The organism is Caballeronia sp. SL1002, assembly GCF_057814995.1.
Genome location: NZ_JBYMUW010000002.1, coordinates 2,251,626 through 2,268,666, shown reverse-complemented (window position 1 = coordinate 2,268,666; position 17,041 = coordinate 2,251,626). Strand labels below are relative to the sequence as shown.

The following is a 17,041-nucleotide window of genomic DNA, read 5'->3' as shown; positions in this document are numbered from 1 at the left end:
TCACTCTTTCGTCAGGAATGCCAATGATCCGCCGCGCTCGTCCGGGCTTCACGCTCGTGGAACTTTCCGTCGTCCTTGCCGTGATGGCCGTGCTCGCGACCTTCGCGACGCCTTCGTTCATGGCGTGGCGCGTGCGCGATCAGGTCGATGCGCGGGCGCGAGCATTGATCTCCACGCTCGTGCTCGCCAGATCCGAAGCCGTAAGACGCGGCGCGCGCGTGACGCTGTGCCGGATCGACGCGGCGCGGCATTGTCTGGCGGCGGGCAAGCCTTGCGAGAGCGGCTTGATCGACTGGTCGTGCGGCTGGGGATTGTTTGTCGACCGCAACGGCGATGCGCCCGCCATGCTGCGGATGCAGGCCCGCGCGTCGGCGATCGCTATCGCCGGCGCGGCGACCGAACTGTCTTTCACGCCGCCGGCGGGGCAAGTGATCGGCGGCTTCCGAAGTTTCGATTTCAGTTCGCGCGGCGGTGTGTCGCGTGTCGGACGCTGCGTGCGTCTCGCGGCGGGCGGGCGTGCGCGAATGACGGCGACGGCTTGCGGAGCAGGATCGTGAGGCGCGCTTCGAGGTGGGCCCGCGGGAATTCGCTGCTCGAAGTGCTGATCGCGCTGTCGATCACCGCTGTCGCGTCGCTGTCCGTGATCGCCGCGCAGACCGGTCTCGCGCGCAATGAGCGCGGGCAACTCGAACGTGCGCGCGCGACGTTGATCGCGGATTCCGTCGCGGAAGGGATTCAGCGCGACGCGGACAGTGCGCCGGTCGTGGCGCTCTGGACGAAGCGGGCGGCGTCGATGTTGCCCGAGGGCGAAGCGAGCGTGGTCGAGCGCGGCGACGGCATGCACGTGGCGCTCGTCAGTTGGCGCGCCGCGGAAACCGGTCCGCGTTCGGCATGCGCCGAGCCGGGCGGTCGTCCGGGCACGGCATGCATCGCCGTGACGTTCGCGCGATGAGCCGCCGCCTCGCATGGTCCGCGCCGCGCGGTCACACGCTGCTCGAACTCATGATCGCGCTCGCGCTGGGGATGCTGGTAATCGTCGGTTCGCTCACGCTTTATCGTGGGCAACGCGCCGCATTCGAGCGCGCCGCCGATCTCGCGCGTATCCACGATGCGGGCGTGGCCGCGCTCGACCTAGTCGGCCAACAAGTGCAGATGGCTGGGTTCGCGTCGTCCGGAAACGTCGCGTCGAACCTGCCCGCGCTGTTCGGCTGCGTGCAGGGACGCACGATCGGTACGGACGACGCGCCGGCTTGCGAGACACTCGCGAGCCATTCCGATGGCCTGCTCGTGCGCTACGCCGCCGACGCGGTGGCGACCTGGCCGTCCGCGTCCGGCACGCCTACCGATTGCCTCGGCCAGAGCACGGGCGCGCAGATCGTCAACCGCTATTACGCGAAAGCCAGCAGTTCGACCGGCGAGCCGGAGTTGTACTGCGAGGGGGCGGCCAAGCAGGCGCAGCCGCTGGTCGAGGGCGTCGAGCGCTTGCGTGCAGCGTACTGGATGCCGGGGGCGGCGGCCGCGGTCGATGCTGCCGGCGTGGGACGCGACGGCTGGCGGGCAGTGAACGCGGTCGAGCTGTGCGTGCTGGTCCGAGGTGAGCCGACGGGCGCGGCGCGTCCTGCGGTTTATACGGATTGCGACGGTTCGCGCGTCACGGCGACCGACACGCGAACACATCGGGCGTTTTGGCGGCGTGTCGCGGTGCGCAACGCGGCTGCGCCGGGATCGCTCAACGGGAGCTCATCTTGAAGTCAGCATCTGTATCGGAATCGCGCGGCGTCGCCTTGCCAATCGTCCTCCTGCTTCTCTCGATGACGCTCGTCACGATGGCTGCGTGGCTCGAAACCAGTATCGCGGCGGGACGCGCCAGCGCGAACATGCGCGACCGGGTGCAGGCATTTCACGCCGCCGACAGCGCGTTGCTGCGTTGCGTCAAGCTGATCGGCGGGCCGTCGGCGCGAACGGCCGCTGGTCCGGAACCCGCTGGCTGGCGCAGCAAGGCGTCGTTCGATGGCGCGGGCGCATCGGCCATTCAGCCTTTCGCAGTCTGGCCTTACTCCGTGCGCGTGCCGCAATGTTTGATCGAGGCTTGGCCGGGCAGCGGGAGTGCCTATTTACTGACGGCGCGAGGCTTCGGCTCGGGCGTCGAGACGCAAGCGTGGCTGCAGATGTTTATCGACACCGGGGATACAAGCGAAGGCGGCGCGGTCCGTCGATGGCGACGGGTCGTCGCGCGGCCATTTTAGGAGGTGCCATGCCTGTTTCACTCACGCGATCACGCGGATTCAGCCTGCTCGAACTGATGATCGCGCTCGGCGTCGCGGCGATCATCGCGACTTTCGCACTGCCGGCTTATCGCACGCATGTGGCAAAGGCGCATCGCGTGGACGCGGCGACGGCGCTATTGCGCGCGGCACAGTTTATCGAGACGGCGCGGATGGCACAGACCGCGGATGCCGCGATCACGCCCACTTTGGCCGCTGGCTATGATCAGGCGCCCGCGAGCGGCGCGCCGACGTATCGATTGAAGGTTCTGGCGGAAAACGTCGCGAATGGCGGTTATACGATCGAGGCGGCGCCGCTCGCGAACGGCGCAATGCGCGGCGATCCATGTGGCGTGTACTTTCTCGATGCGACGGGCGCGCGCGGAAACCGCAGCGACGGCGATTCAACCGAAGGCGGAGGCGCCGAAATCTCGGCCGACCAGTCGGCCAACTGCTGGGCCAGCCGATGAAGCGGCTAGAAAATGGTCGGATCGACGGCGTCGTTCGAGGTTTCGGTCGTCGTCGTTTTCATCTGCTGCCAGACGCGGAACGCTTCCCACCCGGCCAGCCCGAGCCCGCCCCATTTGAGCAGCGGCTTCGCGCCGCGCAGCAGTTTCGTGCGGACCGGCTTGGTCAGGACGACCGACGCGAGCGACCCGACGAACGGATATTGCCTCAGCAAACCAGCAATCCCGTTCATCCCGCCCGCGCCGTTCATCAGGCCGCCCAGCAGGCCGAAGAGGCCGTTGGCCGAACTCGCGCCCGCGCCGCTGCCGGACTTGCCCCAGCGTTTTCCCTGCGAGCGCCCCGGAAACAGGAGCTTGAGAAAGCTGAAATGCTTGACCGAATAGCGCAGATCCGACGCGGCCTGCGAAATTTCCATGCGCTCGACATCCGCGCGCGCGATGAGCAGTTCCTTGCGGAGTGCGCGCATATGCGGCGTGCTCAGCTTACGCGCCACGCGTTTTTGCGCCTTGAAGGTTTCGTCGAATTGGCTCATGGGGCTCACGGTCGCTGGTTGGGAAACGGCTCGGTTGATCGGATGGCGCGAAATGGTCGTCGCTGGTGGCGGATCGCAACGCGCTCAGCGGAACATGTCGCGATCCTTCTGGAACTCGGCGAGCGTGCCGTCGAACATGTTGGGTGCATCGCGCAATCCGTTCCGTGCACGCAAACCGCACGCAATCGCGACCAGCGCATAGACCAGCGTAATGCCCGCGAGCGACTGCCATCGGTACGTGTCCCAAAACGCAATCGCGACCAGCACGGTGAGCGTGATGAGCGCCATCATCGTCAGCATCATGGCGGCGAGACCCAGGAACAGCACGCCGATCAAGCGTTCCTTTTCTTCCTGCAGTTCGATGCCGACGAGTTCGAGACGAGTCTCGAAAATGGCGAATGCCGAACTCAGAATCCGGCTCAACGGTCCGGGTGCCGATTGCTGCGGTTGCCTTTCAGTCGTCATGGCGAGGGCGCGAGGAGCGTGTTTGGGTGACGCGGTGGATGACCATGCCAAGCGGCGTCAACCGCGAGGGTCCGGTGTGAAACTGGCCGCCAGGTCTCGACCCGGCTGGGTGCGCGACCTGGCATGCAACTCAGCGGCGGTTGATCAGCAAGCCGATCACGACACCCACGCCTGCGGCGATGCCGATCGACGCCCACGGATGTTCGTGCACGTAGTCGTCGGTCGCGCGCGCAGCCTTCTTGCCTTTTTCGACCACGACGACCTGTGCGTCAGCGGCTCTTTCCTTCGCTTGCTTCAAGCGGCTCAGAGCGGTCTCGCGCAGCTCGGACGCACGCTCGCCGGTGGCGCTTGCAGCCTGCTTGAGCAGGTCTTCAGCATCCGCGAGAACGGTTTTGATATCCGACATGAATCGCTCCTTGTTAATTTCTGACATTGATGGCTCCAATCGGTGAGGCTACGCGAATCGTAACCAAAGATGTGGTCGCTGACGAGCGCCCATCCGGCCTCTTGGAAAGCACTGTGTGCACGATTTGTTCCTGCCGCCGAAAGTACGCGTGACAGGCGTTTCGAACGGCATAACGACGCCGTGACCATTATGGATACGATCTGTCCCGTAAAAGTTTCCGTCGGTGGTCTGAAAATTACAATTCGATCTGTGCATCTGACGGAATGTTCGTTCGTTGTGCAGCAGCGCTCCCGTATGCTCTAATTTTGAGCGCGCTTCGCATGACTGTCGCGCGCGTCCGTGCCCGATGTTTGGTTACGCCCAATTCAACGTATCGGTCGCGCAATCTGCATGCAGCGCGGCCGGATTGAAATTTAAGGAGATGCACCATGAGCTTACGTCTTGGCGATACCGCGCCTGATTTCGAGCAGGAATCGAGCGTCGGACCGATCAAGTTCCACGAGTGGCTGGGCGATAGCTGGGGCGTGCTGTTTTCCCATCCGGCGGATTTCACGCCGGTCTGCACGACGGAACTCGGCCTGACGGCGAAGCTCGCGGGCGAGTTCGAGAAGCGCAATGTGAAGGCGATCGCGCTGTCGGTGGATACCGCCGAGTCGCACAAGGAGTGGATCAAGGACATCAACGAGACGCAGGCGGCGAATGTCGGCTTTCCGATTCTGGCCGACGGCAATCGCAAGGTGTCCGAGCTGTACGACATGATTCATCCGAACGCGAATGCCACGTTGACCGTGCGCTCGCTTTTCGTGATCGATCCGCAGAAGAAAGTGCGGCTAACCATCACGTATCCGGCGAGTACGGGACGTAACTTCGACGAAATCCTGCGCGTGATCGATTCGTTGCAGCTCACCGACAGCCATCAGGTCGCGACGCCCGGCAACTGGAAGCAGGGCGACGATGTGGTGATCGTGCCGTCGCTGAAGGACGAGGAAGAGATCAAACGCAAGTTTCCGAAGGGCTACAAGGCCGTGCGTCCGTATCTGCGTTTGACGCCGCAGCCGAACAAGTAAGCAGCCGGCCGGCACGCAATAAAGCCAACGCGAATGCGTTGGCTTTTTTATTGGCCGCCGCAGCGTTGCGCCGGTCAGAAAAACGCCTGAATCCCGGTTTGCGCGCGGCCGAGAATCAGCGCGTGGATGTCGTGCGTGCCTTCGTAGGTGTTCACGACTTCCAGATTCACCAGATGGCGCGCCACGCCGAACTCGTCCGAAATGCCGTTGCCGCCGAGCATGTCGCGCGCGAGCCGCGCAATATCGAGCGCCTTGCCGCACGAATTGCGCTTCATGATCGAGGTGATTTCAACCGCCGCCGTGCCCTCGTCCTTCATGCGCCCGAGCCGCAGAACGCCTTGCAGACCGAGCGTGATTTCCGTCTGCATGTCGGCGAGTTTTTTCTGCACCAGTTGGTTGGCGGCGAGCGGCCGGCCGAACTGCTTGCGATCGAGCGTGTATTGCCGCGCCATGTGCCAGCACGCCTCCGCCGCGCCGAGCGCGCCCCACGCGATACCGTAGCGCGCCGAATTCAGACAGGTGAACGGTCCTTTCAGGCCGCTCACGTCCGGCAGCATGTTTTCCGCCGGCACGAAGACTTCGTCCATCACGATTTCGCCCGTGATCGACGCGCGCAGCCCGACCTTGCCGTGAATCGCGGGCGCGCTCAGACCTTTCCAGCCCTTTTCGAGGATGAATCCACGAATCGCATCGCGGCCGTCTTCTTCGAGCTTCGCCCAGACGACGAACACATCCGCGATCGGCGAGTTCGAGATCCACATTTTCTGGCCCGACATGCTGAAGCCGCCATCCACCTTTTTCGCGCGCGTTGTCATGCTGGCAGGATCGGAACCGGCGTTCGGCTCGGTCAGCCCGAAGCAGCCGATCCATTCGCCCGTCGCGAGTTTCGGCAGATACTTTTCCTTCTGCGCGGCGCTGCCGAACGTGTTGATCGGCACCATCACGAGCGACGACTGCACCGACATCATCGAGCGATAACCGGAATCCACGCGCTCCACCTCGCGCGCGATCAGGCCGTAACTCACGTAATTCAGGCCGGGACCGCCGTACTGCTCGGGAATCGTTGGCCCGAGCAGGCCGAGTTCGCCCATTTCACGGAAGATCGCCACGTCGGTTTTCTCGTTCCGAAACGCGTCCAGCACGCGCGGCGCGAGCTTGTCCTGCGCGTAAGCGTGCGCGGCGTCGCGAATCATCCGCTCTTCGTCGTTGAGCTGCTGATCGAGCAGCAGCGGGTCTTCCCAGTTGAAACGAGCCTCGGCCATCTACGTTCTCCTGAATCCGTCCTTGACGGTAGTTCCGCTATGCGGAACAATGTTTTGCAAATCAAAGATGAGTGTAGCATCCGATGCCGACCGACTCCATCCGTAGAGCCGACCCGCTTTCGAGCAGCGAACCGGTCGACGAACGCCGCTTCGTCGTGGCGCTCGCACGCGGGCTGGAATTGCTGCGCGCCTTCCGGCCGGGCGAAACATTGCTCGGCAACCGCGACTTCGTCGAGCGGACCGGGTTGCCGAAAGCGACCGTCAACCGGCTCGCCTACACGCTCGCGACGCTCGGCTATCTTCGCTTCGACGAACCCGCCGGCAAATACGCGCTCGACACAGGCGTGCTTGCGCTCGGTTTTTCGCTGCTGGCGGGCGCCGATACGCTCGAACTCGCGCGGCCGCACATGCGCACGCTCGCGCGCGAGATCGGCGCAGCGGTGTCGCTCGGCTGCCGTGACGGGTTGGACATGATTTATCTGGAGACGATCCGCAGCGAGACCGCGCTTACGCTCGGACTCGCGCCCGGCTCACGGCTGTCGATGCTGACGAGTTCGATGGGCCGCGCGTTCCTCGCCGTGCAGGAACCGGACACGCGCGAGGCGTTGCTCGCGGAGTTGTCGGCGAAGGAGAGCCCAGCGTTGCTCGCGGCCACGCGCGCATCGTTCGTGGATTTCGAGCGCGACGGCTGCTGCTATTCATTTCGCGACTGGCATGACGACGTCAACGCGATCGCCGTGCCGTTTCGCGATGTCCGCAACGGCCGCTGGCTGGTGTTGAGCAGCAGCGGACCGGCGTCGTCGATGGATGAGGCCTATTTTCGGGAGACGATCGGCCCGAGGCTGCGCGCGCTCGCCGCGCGCCTCGCCTAAAGTTTCGTGCGAACTTGCCAGAGTTCGGGAAAGAGCACGACATCGAGCATCTTGCGCAAATACGACGCGCCGCTCGTGCCGCCCGTGCCCTGTTTCATACCGATAATCCGCTCGACGGTCGTAACGTGCCGAAAGCGCCACTGACGAAACGCGTCCTCCAAATCGACGAGTTCCTCGGCCATCTCGTAAAGCTCCCAATGTTCGCGCGGCGCGCGATATACCTCAAGCCACGCCGCTTCCACCGATTCATCGTGCTGTGTCGGCTCGCTCCAGTCGCGATCCAGCCGCGCGGGCGGGATCGGGAAGCCGCGCCGCGCGAGCAGGCGAATCACTTCGTCGTAGAAGGAAGGCGCGGCGAGCGTCGCCTGAACTTCAGCCAGAATCTCGGGACGATGCGTGTGCGGTTTAAGCATCTGCACGTTCTTGTTGCCCAGCAAAAATTCGATCTGCCGGTACTGATGCGACTGAAAGCCCGACGATGCGCCCAGATACGGACGGATCGCCGAATATTCGGACGGTGTCATCGTGGCGAGCACGCTCCACGATTGCACCAGCTGCTCGAAAATCCGCGAGACGCGCGCGAGCATCTTGAACGCGGGCGGCAAGTCGTCGCGATGCACCGCGCCGAGCGCCTCGCGCAACTCGCTGAGCGCGAGCTTCATCCAGAGTTCGCTCGTTTGATGCTGCACGATAAACAGCATTTCGTTGTGATCGGGCGAACGCGGATGCTGCGCCGTCAGAATCGCGTCGAGCGACAGGTAATCGCCGTAGCTCATCGAATCCGAGAAATCGAGCTTGGCGTCGTGCCAGCCTTCTTCCGAGGATGCGTTCCCATAGCCCATCGGACAGCCGGAAGTAGGTTGCGTCATGGCCTGCTCCTTACGTTACCGCGCCGCGTTCGGCGAATTCCGGCGCGCGCCAGGCTTCAGTCTGAAGCACGTCGCGCATTGTTTCCACGGCGTCCCAGACGTCGGCGAAACGCGTGTAGAGCGGCGTGAAACCGAAGCGCAGAATGCGCGGCTCGCGATAATCGCCGATCACCCCGCGCGCAATCAGCGCCTGCATCACCTCGTAGCCGTGCGGATGCTCGAAGCTCGCCTGCGAGCCGCGCTCGGCGTGGTCGAGCGGCGTCACGAGCGCGAGCGGAAACTCGCCGCATCGCGTTCGCACGAGTTCGATGAACAGATCGCTCAACGCGAGCGATTTGCGGCGGAGCGCCGCCATATCGGTTTGCAGGAACACGTCGAGCCCGCATTCGACGAGCGCCATCGAGATGATCGGCTGCGTGCCGCACAGGAACCGGCCGATACCGTCGTCCGGGCGATACGCCGGGTTCATCTCGAACGGTTTTTTGTGGCCCCACCAGCCGGAAAGCGGCTGCGAAAAAGCGTTCTGATGCCGCTTCGGCACCCACACGAACGCGGGCGAACCCGGGCCGCCGTTCAGATATTTATATGTGCAGCCGACCGCGTAGTCCGCGCCCGCGCCGTTCAAATCGACCGGCACCGCGCCCGCCGAGTGCGCCAGATCCCACACCGCGAGCGCGCCCGCGCGATGAATCTGCGCGGTCAGCGCCGCCATGTCGTGCATGTAGCCGGTGCGGTAATTGACGTGCGTGATCATCGCGGTCGCCGTGTCGGCGTCGATCGCTTGCGCGAGTTCGGCGGGGCTATCGACGAGACGCAGCGTGTAGCCGCGATCCAGCTGCTCGATCAGACCTTGCGCAATATAGAGATCGGTCGGGAAATTGGCGCGTTCGGACACGATCACGCGGCGATTCGGATCGCGCGCGTTCGCCAAGCGCACGGCCGCCGACAGCACCTTGAACAGGTTGGTCGAGATGGAATCGGTCACGACCACTTCGTCTTCGGCGGCGCCGATCAGCGTGGCGAGCTTGTTGCCGAGGCGCTTCGGCAGCGCGAACCAGCCCGCCGTGTTCCAGCTCCGGATGAGGCCTTCGCCCCATTCCGCGGCGATCACCTCGGCGGCCCGTGCGGCCGCGGCTTTCGGCGGGACGCCGAGCGAATTGCCGTCGAGGTAGATCACGTCGTCGGCCAGTTTGAATTGCTCGCGCAGCGCGCCGAGCGGGTCGTCGCGGTCGAGTGCGACGGCATCGTTACGATGATTCATGGAAATGTCCGGTTCTTCGAGTATAAAAATTCAGGGAAGCGGGCGCAGGACCGCGCGCACCGGACTGGCGTCGAGCGTCGTCAGTTTCAGCGGCAGCGCGATCAGTTCGTAGTCGCCGGCCGGAACGGCGTCGAGCACGAGACCTTCGAGTATCGCCATGCGGTTCGCGCGGATCCGGCGATGCGCGTCCATGGTTTTCGAGTCCTGCGGATCGAGCGAAGGCGTATCGATGCCGATCAGCTTGACGCCGCGCGAGGCCAGCAAGTCGATCGTCTCCGGCGCGATCGCGCAAAACGCGCTGTCCCACGCGTCGAGCGGCGCGCGCGCGTAGGTGCGCAGCAGGACGCGCGGCGGCGGGTTGTCGAGCACGGCGAGAATTTGCTGCGGCGTGACGACCGGCGAAGCGCCGATGCAATGAATGACGCGGCACGAGCCGAGGTACGTATCGAGCGCGACATCGCCGATCGGCGCGCCGTCGGCGTCGTAGTGGAGCGGGGCGTCGGCGTGCGCGCCCGTATGCGGCGACAGCGTGATCCGCGCGACGTTGACGGGCGAACCGGCTTCCATGCGCCAGACGCGCTCGATGCCGACCGGCGTATCGCCTGGCCACACGGGCGTTTGCGGGTGGATCGGCGGGGAAATGTCCCAGAGAGAGGTCATAACGGAGGTTTTGGCGCGTTTAGGATATGGCTCAAATCATAGTCGCGACGTGCTGGAAAGTGATTGCGAAATAACCACCCAAAAGATCGCGGCTTAGAACATAATTCGATGAAACAGCGCCAGGGAGACTAAAAATGACCGGGTTCACGCTCGATGCAACGGATTGCCGTATTTTGGCCGTACTGCAGGAAGACGGAAGGATCAGCAATTTGGACCTTGCGGAACGCATCGCGCTGTCGCCGTCGGCGTGTTTGCGCCGGATGCGGCTGCTGGAAGAAGAAGGGGTGATCGCGAGTTATCGCGCGTGTCTGGATCGTGAGCGGCTGGGTGTCGAACTGGAGGCGTTCGTGCATGTGTCGATGCGCAACGACCAGGAAAACTGGCACGAGAAGTTTGCTGCGGCGGTGCGCGAGTGGCCGGAGGTGGTCGGCGCTTTTGTCGTCACTGGCGATACGCACTACGTGCTGCGCGTGCTTGCCCACAATCTCAAGCATTACTCGGATTTCATTCTTAGCAAGCTTTATAAGGCGCCGGGGGTAATCGACATTCGGTCGAATATCGTGCTGCAGACGATGAAGGATGAGGCTGGCGTGCCGGTGGCGTTGATCGACCGGAGTTAGCCGTTGGCACTTGGGTGGGCTTTTGCACCGCTCGGGCTGTTCGCGCTTTCGCGGAACTTGCTTTCGCGTAGGTTTATTAGCTCGCCGCTGTGCGCGGCAGCAGTCACTTTCTTTAGCTAGCTGCAAAGAAAGTAACCAAAGAAAACAGCACGGAATTCGCGCCGTGGGGGCGGCTTCAGGGTGGGTTACACCGTCTGATGTTCGGGCGGTTTCTGTGAACTTGCTTTCGTGTCGGTTTATTAGCACGCCGCTATGCGCGGCAGCAGTCACTTTCTTTGCTGCTGTGTACAGACCGGAGACATAGCTGACAGGTGTACGGAGACATGGTTGACACTTTCGGGTAATCGAACGCCCGAAATCCTCCCATGCCCTGGAACGTAAAAGACACCATGAGTCTCCGACAGGAATTCGTTCAACTCGCCACCCAACGGAGCGTGCCGTTCAGCGAGTTGTGCCGACGTTTCAACGTCAGCCGCCAGACCGGCTACAAGTGGCTTGCCCGCCACTCGACGCAAGGCCTTGAAGGTCTCGTCGATCGCTCGCGTCGTCCGCACGACAGTCCCGCGCGCTCATCCGATGAGATCGTCGCCGTCGTGCTCGACCTGCGCCGCGAGTACGGCTGGGGCGGACGCAAGATCGAGCGTCGTCTGCAAGATCTCGGCCACGCCAATGTGCCCGCACCCTCCACGATCACCGAGATCCTGCGCCGTCACGACCTGCTCCACGCGCCTGAGGACAGACCGCAGCGGCCCTGGCAGCGCTTCGAGCACGAGCATCCGAATGCGCTGTGGCAGATGGATTTCAAGGGCGATTTCCCGACCCTGGAGGGTGGCCGCTGTGCGCCGCTGACGGTGCTCGACGATCACTCGCGCTTTAACATCGTGCTCGCCGCCTGCGGCCGGACAACCACGGAAGTCGTGCAGACCGAGCTCGAGCGGGCGTTTCGCTGCTATGGGCTACCGTCACGCATCAATACCGATAACGGTGCGCCGTGGGGTTCCCCGAGCGCGCCGGGCCAGTTGACCGAGCTCGCGGTGTGGCTGATCAGACTGGGTATTCACGTGAGCTACAGCCGACCGTATCATCCTCAGACGAATGGCAAGGATGAGCGATTCCATCGGTCGCTGAAAGCTGAAGTGCTGGCGCGGCACGTGTTCACGACCCACGCCCACGTGCAGCAGGAGTTGGAACGCTGGCGACAGGTGTACAACACGCAACGCCCGCATGAGGCGCTGGACCTGGCGACGCCGGTGAGCCGCTACCAACCCAGCCCGCGAGCGATGCCCGAGCATCTGCCAGAACCGCAATACGGGCCTGCCGATGAAGTGCTGCGGGTCAATTCAAATGGCCTGGTGCGTTTCAGAGGCGAGGCGCTGCGTCTGTCGACTGCGCTCAAAGGGCTGTACGTGGCCGCACGTCCAAAGCACGACGAAGACGGCGTAATTGAGTTCTGGTTTGCCCATCAACGCATTGCAAAACTTGACCTGAAAGCAGCAAAACCCTGAACATCAGGTGTCAACGATGTCCTCGTACATGTGTCAACTATGTCTCCGGTCCGTACACTGCTGCAAAGAAAGTAACCAAAGAAAGCAGCTTATCCGCCTAGGTGTCCACCTCGAATAACCACGCGGATAGGCGCGCAGGCTGACTCGGTTAGTGCGCAGTTATTCGTTTTGGCACAGCACCTGTCAGTTCCATCCTCGCTGCGCTAGGACGATGGGCATAACTCGCTTATGCAACACGCTTTCTGAGAACCTGTATTCGTGTAGGTTTATTAGCACGCCGCTATGCGCGGCAGCAGTCACTTTCATTGGCTAGCTGCAAAGAAAGTAACCAAAGAAAGCAGCACGGAATTCGGCGCCGTGGGGGCGGCTTCAGGGTGGGTTACACCGTCTGATGTTCGGGCGGTTTCTGTGAACTTGCTTTCGTGTAGGTCTATTAGCACGCCGCTATGCGCGGCGGCAGTCACTTTCTTTGCTGCTGCAAAGAAAGTAACCAAAGAAAGCAGCTATTCCGCCTAGGTGTCCACCTCGAATAACCACGCGGATAGGCGCGCAGGCTGATTCGGTCGTCACGCAGTCGTTCGAATTGGCACAGCGCCTGTCAGGTCCATCCTCGCTGCGCGTGGACGACGGGCATACCTGAAAACCGTTGGTTGGTTTGGTTTTTCCGGTTATGCCTTACCGGCAGGCACTTCGTGCCTGTCGGGATGAATGAGCGGCTCCACTCTGGTTTGTGGTGCGATGGCCGAATCAGCTTGCGCACCACTCCGGGTTACGGTTCGTGGTGGACACTTAGACGGACTAGCTGCTTTCTTTGGTTACTTTCTTTGCAGCAGCAAAGAAAGTGACTGCTGCCGCGCACAGCGGCGAGCTTATAGACCTACACGAAAGCAAGTTTCCAGAAAGCGCAGGCAACAAAACCAAAAGGCGCCAGCAAAACCCAACCGCGCCAGCAAAACCCCAACCGCGCCAGCAAAAACCTCAGACCGGTCCGAGCGTATGAAACTGCCCCGCCTGAAACACGAGCGGCGCAGTCCCCTGCGCATTCTCATGCACGCCACACCGCTCCACCTCGCCGACAAAAATAACGTGGTCGCCTTCCTGATAGCGGCTCCGGTTGTGGCACTCGAACCACGCCAGTGCGCCGTCCAGCACCGGCATGCCCGTATCGCCCGCCGCGTGCGAAACGCCGGCGAACCGGTCGCCCTTGACGGTCGCGAAGCGCTTGCACAACTCCATCTGCGATGCCGCCAGCACATTCACCACGTAATGGCTGTTCGCCTGGAACACGGGCATCGAAGCCGATTTGGTCGCGAGGCTCCAGAGCACGAGCGGTGGATCGAGGGAAACCGAGTTGAACGAACTGGCAGTAATGCCGATCAACTGCCCGGTCGGCGCTCGCGTCGTGATGACGGTCACGCCGGTGGCGAACTGGCTGAGTGCGCCGCGGAAGGCGTCGACATCGAAATTCGGGGATTTAGCGCGTTTCATCGGGCAAAGGTGTCGTGTGCAACCGGACCGGCCGCGCGTCGCGCATGAGTCGGAAGGACTTCTCGGAAGTCATGTACAAAATAGGCGAATTGTTCGGATTCTAGCGGAATCGCGGCGCGGGCGGCTCCCGAAGCCCGCATCGATGGCGGATCTTTTCAAGGCGCGCCGCGCGCGAAACCTTGAGAAAACATACGCCGCACCCATCTTTTCTGTCCGTGTGAACCCGAACCAAGGAGCGGCAGCCATGACGCAACACTCAAGCCACACAGGACGCGAGACCGCGACACTCGGCGGCGGTTGTTTCTGGTGTACCGAGGCGGTGTTTCTCGGCGTGGAAGGCGTGCTGGCGGTCGAATCCGGCTACGCGGGCGGCCAGGTGCAGAATCCATCCTACGAGCAGATTTGCGACGGTGAAACCGGTCACGCCGAAGTCGTGAACGTGGATTTCGATCCGTCGGTGATCGGCTATCGCGAGATTCTCGACATCTTTTTCGCGACGCACGATGCCACGCAGTTGAACCGTCAGGGCAACGACGTCGGCTCGCAATATCGCTCGGCGATCTTCACGCATTCCAACGCCCAGCGCGAGACGGCGCTCGACGCGATCGCGCAGCTTCAGCGCGACGACCTCTACGGCGGCGAGATCGTGACGCAGGTGACGCCGCTCGACGGCAACTATTTCCCCGCCGAGGCGTATCACCAGAATTACTTCGCGCGGCATCCGGATCAGGGCTACTGCGCGTTTATCGTCGCGCCGAAGGTGGCGAAGTTCCGGCAGAAATTCGCGCATCGTGTGAAAGGTTAAGCCTTCTTTTGCAGCACAAAAAGCCGCTCCGAATTTTCCCGAGCGGCTTTTTTTCGCCCTTGCTATGCCGGTTTTCCCGTCGCCCGCACGATCTCCTGCGCCAGCGCGATGCACGAAAGCGGCGCGGAGCCTTCCGCCTTGTTGTTCGCCGCGATCATCACCGGCTGGCCGGCCAGCGCGTAACGCGTGGCGAGTTCGGCGAGCGCGCGGCGCGTGTCCGGGTCTTCGTCGATGAGTTGGTCGAAGGGCTCGTATTTCGCCTTCGCCTGCTCGTACTTGAAGCCGCTGTGCAAACTCCAGCGCACGACGAGCGGCCCGAGCCGCGCTTCGTCGAGCAATTCGAGCGCCTTTGCCTGACGCCAGAGCGGCGGCATCCGTGCATGAACGCCGAGGCAATATCGAACGTTGGCATCGCGCAGCACGCGGATAAAGCGCGGCGTCAGCATCACCGCGTCGCGCAACTCGACGGCGTAGCACGCGCCGCCGTCGAGCGGCGGCAGGGCGTCAAGGAACGCGGCCAGCCGGTCGAGGAACAGCGCCGGATCGACGATCATCGCGTCCGGCAGCGGCGAAATCTGGAACACGAGCGCGCCCGCTTTCGCGCGCAGACCGTCGATACACGGCCGCACGAACTCGTCGATGGCGATGCGCGCGTTCAGGAACGCCGTGTTCTCGCCGGCGGGCGCGCCGCGCTCGCCGCGCAGCACGGCGTCGGTCACCGAGGCGGGCGCCTTCACGATAAAGCGGAAGTGCGCGGGCACCTGCCCGGCGTAGCGCGCGTAGTCGGCGATGGAAAGCGGCGCGTAGAACGACCGGTCAATCGATACCGAACGTAGCAGCGGATGCGCGCCGTAGGCACTCAGGCCGTCGCGGGAAAGCTTGGCGCTGCTGTAGGCGTCGCCGTAGACGATATCGCGCCAGCCCGGAAACGACCACGTGGACGTGCCGAGATGAACGCCCGGCGGAAGTTGCTTCGCGAGCGCATCGAGTTCGGGGGCGAGGGTCGCGGGCAACACGCCGCGCGATTTGGGCGGTCGGGCGGCAGAGACGGACGGCGGCGCGTCGGCTTCCGTCGCCGCGCCGAACAGGTCCGCTTGATCCGCGCCGCTCAGAGCGCCTTCTCGTACATGTAGCGGCGCGACCACGGAAGCGTCGTCGCGCTGCGGCCCGCTTTGCGGCAGACGATCTGGTAAATCGAGACGTCGTCGTTGACGAACGCGTAGGCGCAGCCTGCCAGATACACGCGCCAGATGCGGAATTTTTCATCGTCGACGAGCTTCCTCGCCTCGTCCGCGCGACTCTCGAAATTTTCCGCCCACAGGTCGAGCGTGCGCGCGTAGTGCCGGCGCAGGCTTTCGACATCGGTCGCCTCCAGCCCGCCGCGTTGCAGCGCTTCCAGCGCGAGGCTGATATGCGGCAGTTCGCCGTCCGGGAACACATAACGGTCGATGAATTCGCCCGCGCCGAGCGCCGTTTCGCCGCTGTCGGCGTCGGTGGACGTGATGCCGTGGTTCATCGCGATGCCGTCGTCGGCGAGCAGTTCGCTCACCTTGCCGAAGTACTCCGGCAGGTTCTTGCGACCGACGTGCTCGAACATGCCGACGCTCGTGATCCGGTCGAACTGGCCGGTGACGTCGCGGTAATCCTGCAGACGGATTTCGATTTTGTCTTCGAGTCCGGCGTCGCGCACGCGCTGCGTCGCGAGGTCGAACTGGTTCTGCGAAAGCGTCACGCCGACACACCGCGCGCCGAACTTCTGCGCCGCGCGCAGCACGAGCGCGCCCCAGCCGCAGCCGATATCGAGCAGGCGCTGCCCCGGCTGCAACTGGATCTTGGTGAGGATGTGATCGATTTTCTTGAGTTGCGCGGTGTCGAGATCTTCGTCGCCATTCTCGAAATACGCGCACGAATACACCATGTTCCGGTCGAGCCAGAGCTGGTAGAACTCGTTCGACACATCGTAGTGGTACTGGATCGCCTTGCGGTCCGAGATCTTGGTGTGCGTGAAGTAGCGGCGCACGCGCGCCAGCTTGCCCGCATGCGTGACCGTGCTTTTCGCGAGCGAATAACCAATATCGATAATGTCCGACAGCTTGCCTTCGATATCGATCTTGCCCTTGACGTAAGCCTCGCCGAGATTGTCGAGGCTGGGTTCGAGCAAGTAGGGCAACGCCGTCGCGCTTTTAACGTGCAGCGTGACCTGCGGCGCGGCGAAACTGCCGAAGTCGTGCTGCTGCCCGTCCCACAAGACCAGACGCGCGGGCAGATTCGCCCGGTTCCGAACGTCCTGCACCCACTGCGTCAGCTTCTTCTCCCAGAACATGCTTGTTTCTCCGCGCTTGGATGAAATTAAAGCAAGGCTTGCATCTTCATGTTCATGCCGCTTGGGATCATGCCGTGGTGTCGCGGGACTCGGGACGGCTCCGTCACACCGCGCCCGATTTCACGCGCGGTGGCGAAAAAGCCGATGTGGTCCGCGAGGAACCGTCCAAGCGAG

At 63.1% G+C, this 17,041-nt stretch carries 20 protein-coding genes; 10 read left to right on the top strand and 10 right to left on the bottom strand.

Translation table 11 applies throughout. The annotated features are described in order from the left end of the window. Positions 1-17: 17 nt before the first annotated feature. From AC3D25_RS12940 to AC3D25_RS12920, 5 genes are read left to right on the top strand one after another with little or no spacing between them, the layout of a single operon-like run. Positions 18-557 carry a GspH/FimT family pseudopilin gene (locus AC3D25_RS12940; protein ID WP_488888773.1) on the top strand — a complete coding sequence of 180 codons (540 nt, stop codon included), beginning with the start codon at positions 18-20 and terminating at the stop codon, positions 555-557. Further along, positions 554-952 carry a type IV pilus modification PilV family protein gene (locus AC3D25_RS12935; protein WP_488888772.1) on the top strand — a complete coding sequence of 133 codons (399 nt, stop codon included), beginning with the start codon at positions 554-556 and terminating at the stop codon, positions 950-952. Before AC3D25_RS12940 ends, AC3D25_RS12935 begins: the two co-directional genes overlap by 4 nt. Then, entirely contained in the window at positions 949-1,749 is an 801-nt protein-coding gene (locus tag AC3D25_RS12930) for a PilW family protein (RefSeq protein ID WP_488888771.1), read from the top strand. Before AC3D25_RS12935 ends, AC3D25_RS12930 begins: the two co-directional genes overlap by 4 nt. Then, a complete protein-coding gene (locus AC3D25_RS12925; RefSeq protein ID WP_488888770.1) occupies positions 1,746-2,246 on the top strand; it encodes a pilus assembly PilX family protein in 501 nt (166 codons plus the stop codon). Before AC3D25_RS12930 ends, AC3D25_RS12925 begins: the two co-directional genes overlap by 4 nt. A gap of 8 nt (positions 2,247-2,254) precedes the next feature. Next, positions 2,255-2,734, top strand: a complete 480-nt coding sequence (locus AC3D25_RS12920; RefSeq protein ID WP_488888769.1) for a type IV pilin protein — start codon at positions 2,255-2,257, stop codon at positions 2,732-2,734. 5 nt (positions 2,735-2,739) lie between these two features. Here AC3D25_RS12920 and AC3D25_RS12915 read toward each other — a convergent pair whose 3' ends face one another. The 3 genes from AC3D25_RS12915 to AC3D25_RS12905 all read right to left on the bottom strand — a co-directional run bounded on the left by AC3D25_RS12915 (position 2,740) and on the right by AC3D25_RS12905 (position 4,162). Beyond that, positions 2,740-3,264: a DUF3318 domain-containing protein gene (locus AC3D25_RS12915; RefSeq protein ID WP_488888768.1), complete on the bottom strand. Its 525-nt coding sequence runs from the start codon at positions 3,262-3,264 to the stop codon at positions 2,740-2,742. 84 nt (positions 3,265-3,348) lie between these two features. Continuing rightward, positions 3,349-3,729: a phage holin family protein gene (locus AC3D25_RS12910; protein WP_488888767.1), complete on the bottom strand. Its 381-nt coding sequence runs from the start codon at positions 3,727-3,729 to the stop codon at positions 3,349-3,351. Positions 3,730-3,859: 130 nt separating this feature from the next. Beyond that, positions 3,860-4,162, bottom strand: a complete 303-nt coding sequence (locus AC3D25_RS12905) for an ElaB/YgaM/YqjD family protein (RefSeq protein ID WP_488888766.1) — start codon at positions 4,160-4,162, stop codon at positions 3,860-3,862. Between the two features lie 401 nt (positions 4,163-4,563). Here AC3D25_RS12905 and AC3D25_RS12900 point away from each other — a divergent pair, with 401 nt between their 5' ends. Then, a complete protein-coding gene (locus AC3D25_RS12900; RefSeq protein ID WP_488888765.1) occupies positions 4,564-5,202 on the top strand; it encodes a peroxiredoxin in 639 nt (212 codons plus the stop codon). Between the two features lie 74 nt (positions 5,203-5,276). Here the strand turns inward: AC3D25_RS12900 and AC3D25_RS12895 are convergent, their stop codons facing one another. Beyond that, positions 5,277-6,464: an acyl-CoA dehydrogenase gene (locus AC3D25_RS12895; RefSeq protein ID WP_488888764.1), complete on the bottom strand. Its 1,188-nt coding sequence runs from the start codon at positions 6,462-6,464 to the stop codon at positions 5,277-5,279. A gap of 83 nt (positions 6,465-6,547) precedes the next feature. On the opposite strand from AC3D25_RS12895, the gene AC3D25_RS12890 reads away from it, so the two are divergent. Further along, a complete protein-coding gene (locus AC3D25_RS12890) occupies positions 6,548-7,336 on the top strand; it encodes an IclR family transcriptional regulator (RefSeq protein WP_488888763.1) in 789 nt (262 codons plus the stop codon). Here the strand turns inward: AC3D25_RS12890 and kynA are convergent. From kynA to kynB, 3 genes are read right to left on the bottom strand one after another with little or no spacing between them, the layout of a single operon-like run. Continuing rightward, on the bottom strand, positions 7,333-8,205 hold the full coding sequence (gene kynA / locus AC3D25_RS12885; RefSeq protein ID WP_488888762.1) for a tryptophan 2,3-dioxygenase: 873 nt from the start codon (positions 8,203-8,205) through the stop codon (positions 7,333-7,335). The two genes, AC3D25_RS12890 and kynA, sit on opposite strands and share 4 nt — an antisense overlap. A 10-nt stretch (positions 8,206-8,215) precedes the next feature. Then, positions 8,216-9,466, bottom strand: a complete 1,251-nt coding sequence (kynU, locus tag AC3D25_RS12880; protein WP_488888761.1) for a kynureninase — start codon at positions 9,464-9,466, stop codon at positions 8,216-8,218. A 30-nt stretch (positions 9,467-9,496) separates the two neighbouring features. Then, positions 9,497-10,126, bottom strand: coding sequence for an arylformamidase (gene kynB / locus AC3D25_RS12875; RefSeq protein ID WP_488888760.1), 630 nt, complete (start codon positions 10,124-10,126; stop codon positions 9,497-9,499). A 134-nt stretch (positions 10,127-10,260) separates the two neighbouring features. Here kynB and AC3D25_RS12870 point away from each other — a divergent pair, with 134 nt between their 5' ends. Together AC3D25_RS12870 and AC3D25_RS12865 are read left to right on the top strand one after the other, a co-directional pair. Continuing rightward, on the top strand, positions 10,261-10,746 hold the full coding sequence (locus AC3D25_RS12870) for an Lrp/AsnC family transcriptional regulator (protein WP_488888759.1): 486 nt from the start codon (positions 10,261-10,263) through the stop codon (positions 10,744-10,746). A 365-nt stretch (positions 10,747-11,111) separates the two neighbouring features. Beyond that, the gene (locus tag AC3D25_RS12865; RefSeq protein WP_488888469.1) at positions 11,112-12,251 is read left to right on the top strand and encodes an IS481 family transposase; all 1,140 of its coding nucleotides are present in this window, start codon (positions 11,112-11,114) and stop codon (positions 12,249-12,251) included. A gap of 978 nt (positions 12,252-13,229) precedes the next feature. On the opposite strand, the gene AC3D25_RS12860 is transcribed toward AC3D25_RS12865, so the two are convergent. Next, complete coding sequence (locus AC3D25_RS12860; RefSeq protein ID WP_488888758.1) at positions 13,230-13,739, bottom strand: flavin reductase family protein; 510 nt, start codon at positions 13,737-13,739, stop codon at positions 13,230-13,232. A 244-nt stretch (positions 13,740-13,983) separates the two neighbouring features. On the opposite strand from AC3D25_RS12860, the gene msrA reads away from it, so the two are divergent. Beyond that, a complete protein-coding gene (msrA, locus tag AC3D25_RS12855) occupies positions 13,984-14,544 on the top strand; it encodes a peptide-methionine (S)-S-oxide reductase MsrA (RefSeq protein ID WP_488888757.1) in 561 nt (186 codons plus the stop codon). Positions 14,545-14,606: 62 nt separating this feature from the next. On the opposite strand, the gene AC3D25_RS12850 is transcribed toward msrA, so the two are convergent. Together AC3D25_RS12850 and AC3D25_RS12845 are read right to left on the bottom strand one after the other, a co-directional pair. Then, complete coding sequence (locus tag AC3D25_RS12850; RefSeq protein ID WP_488888756.1) at positions 14,607-15,689, bottom strand: DUF72 domain-containing protein; 1,083 nt, start codon at positions 15,687-15,689, stop codon at positions 14,607-14,609. Then, positions 15,653-16,867: a class I SAM-dependent methyltransferase gene (locus AC3D25_RS12845; protein WP_488888755.1), complete on the bottom strand. Its 1,215-nt coding sequence runs from the start codon at positions 16,865-16,867 to the stop codon at positions 15,653-15,655. The genes AC3D25_RS12850 and AC3D25_RS12845 overlap by 37 nt, the downstream gene beginning before the upstream one ends. Positions 16,868-17,041 lie beyond the last annotated feature (174 nt).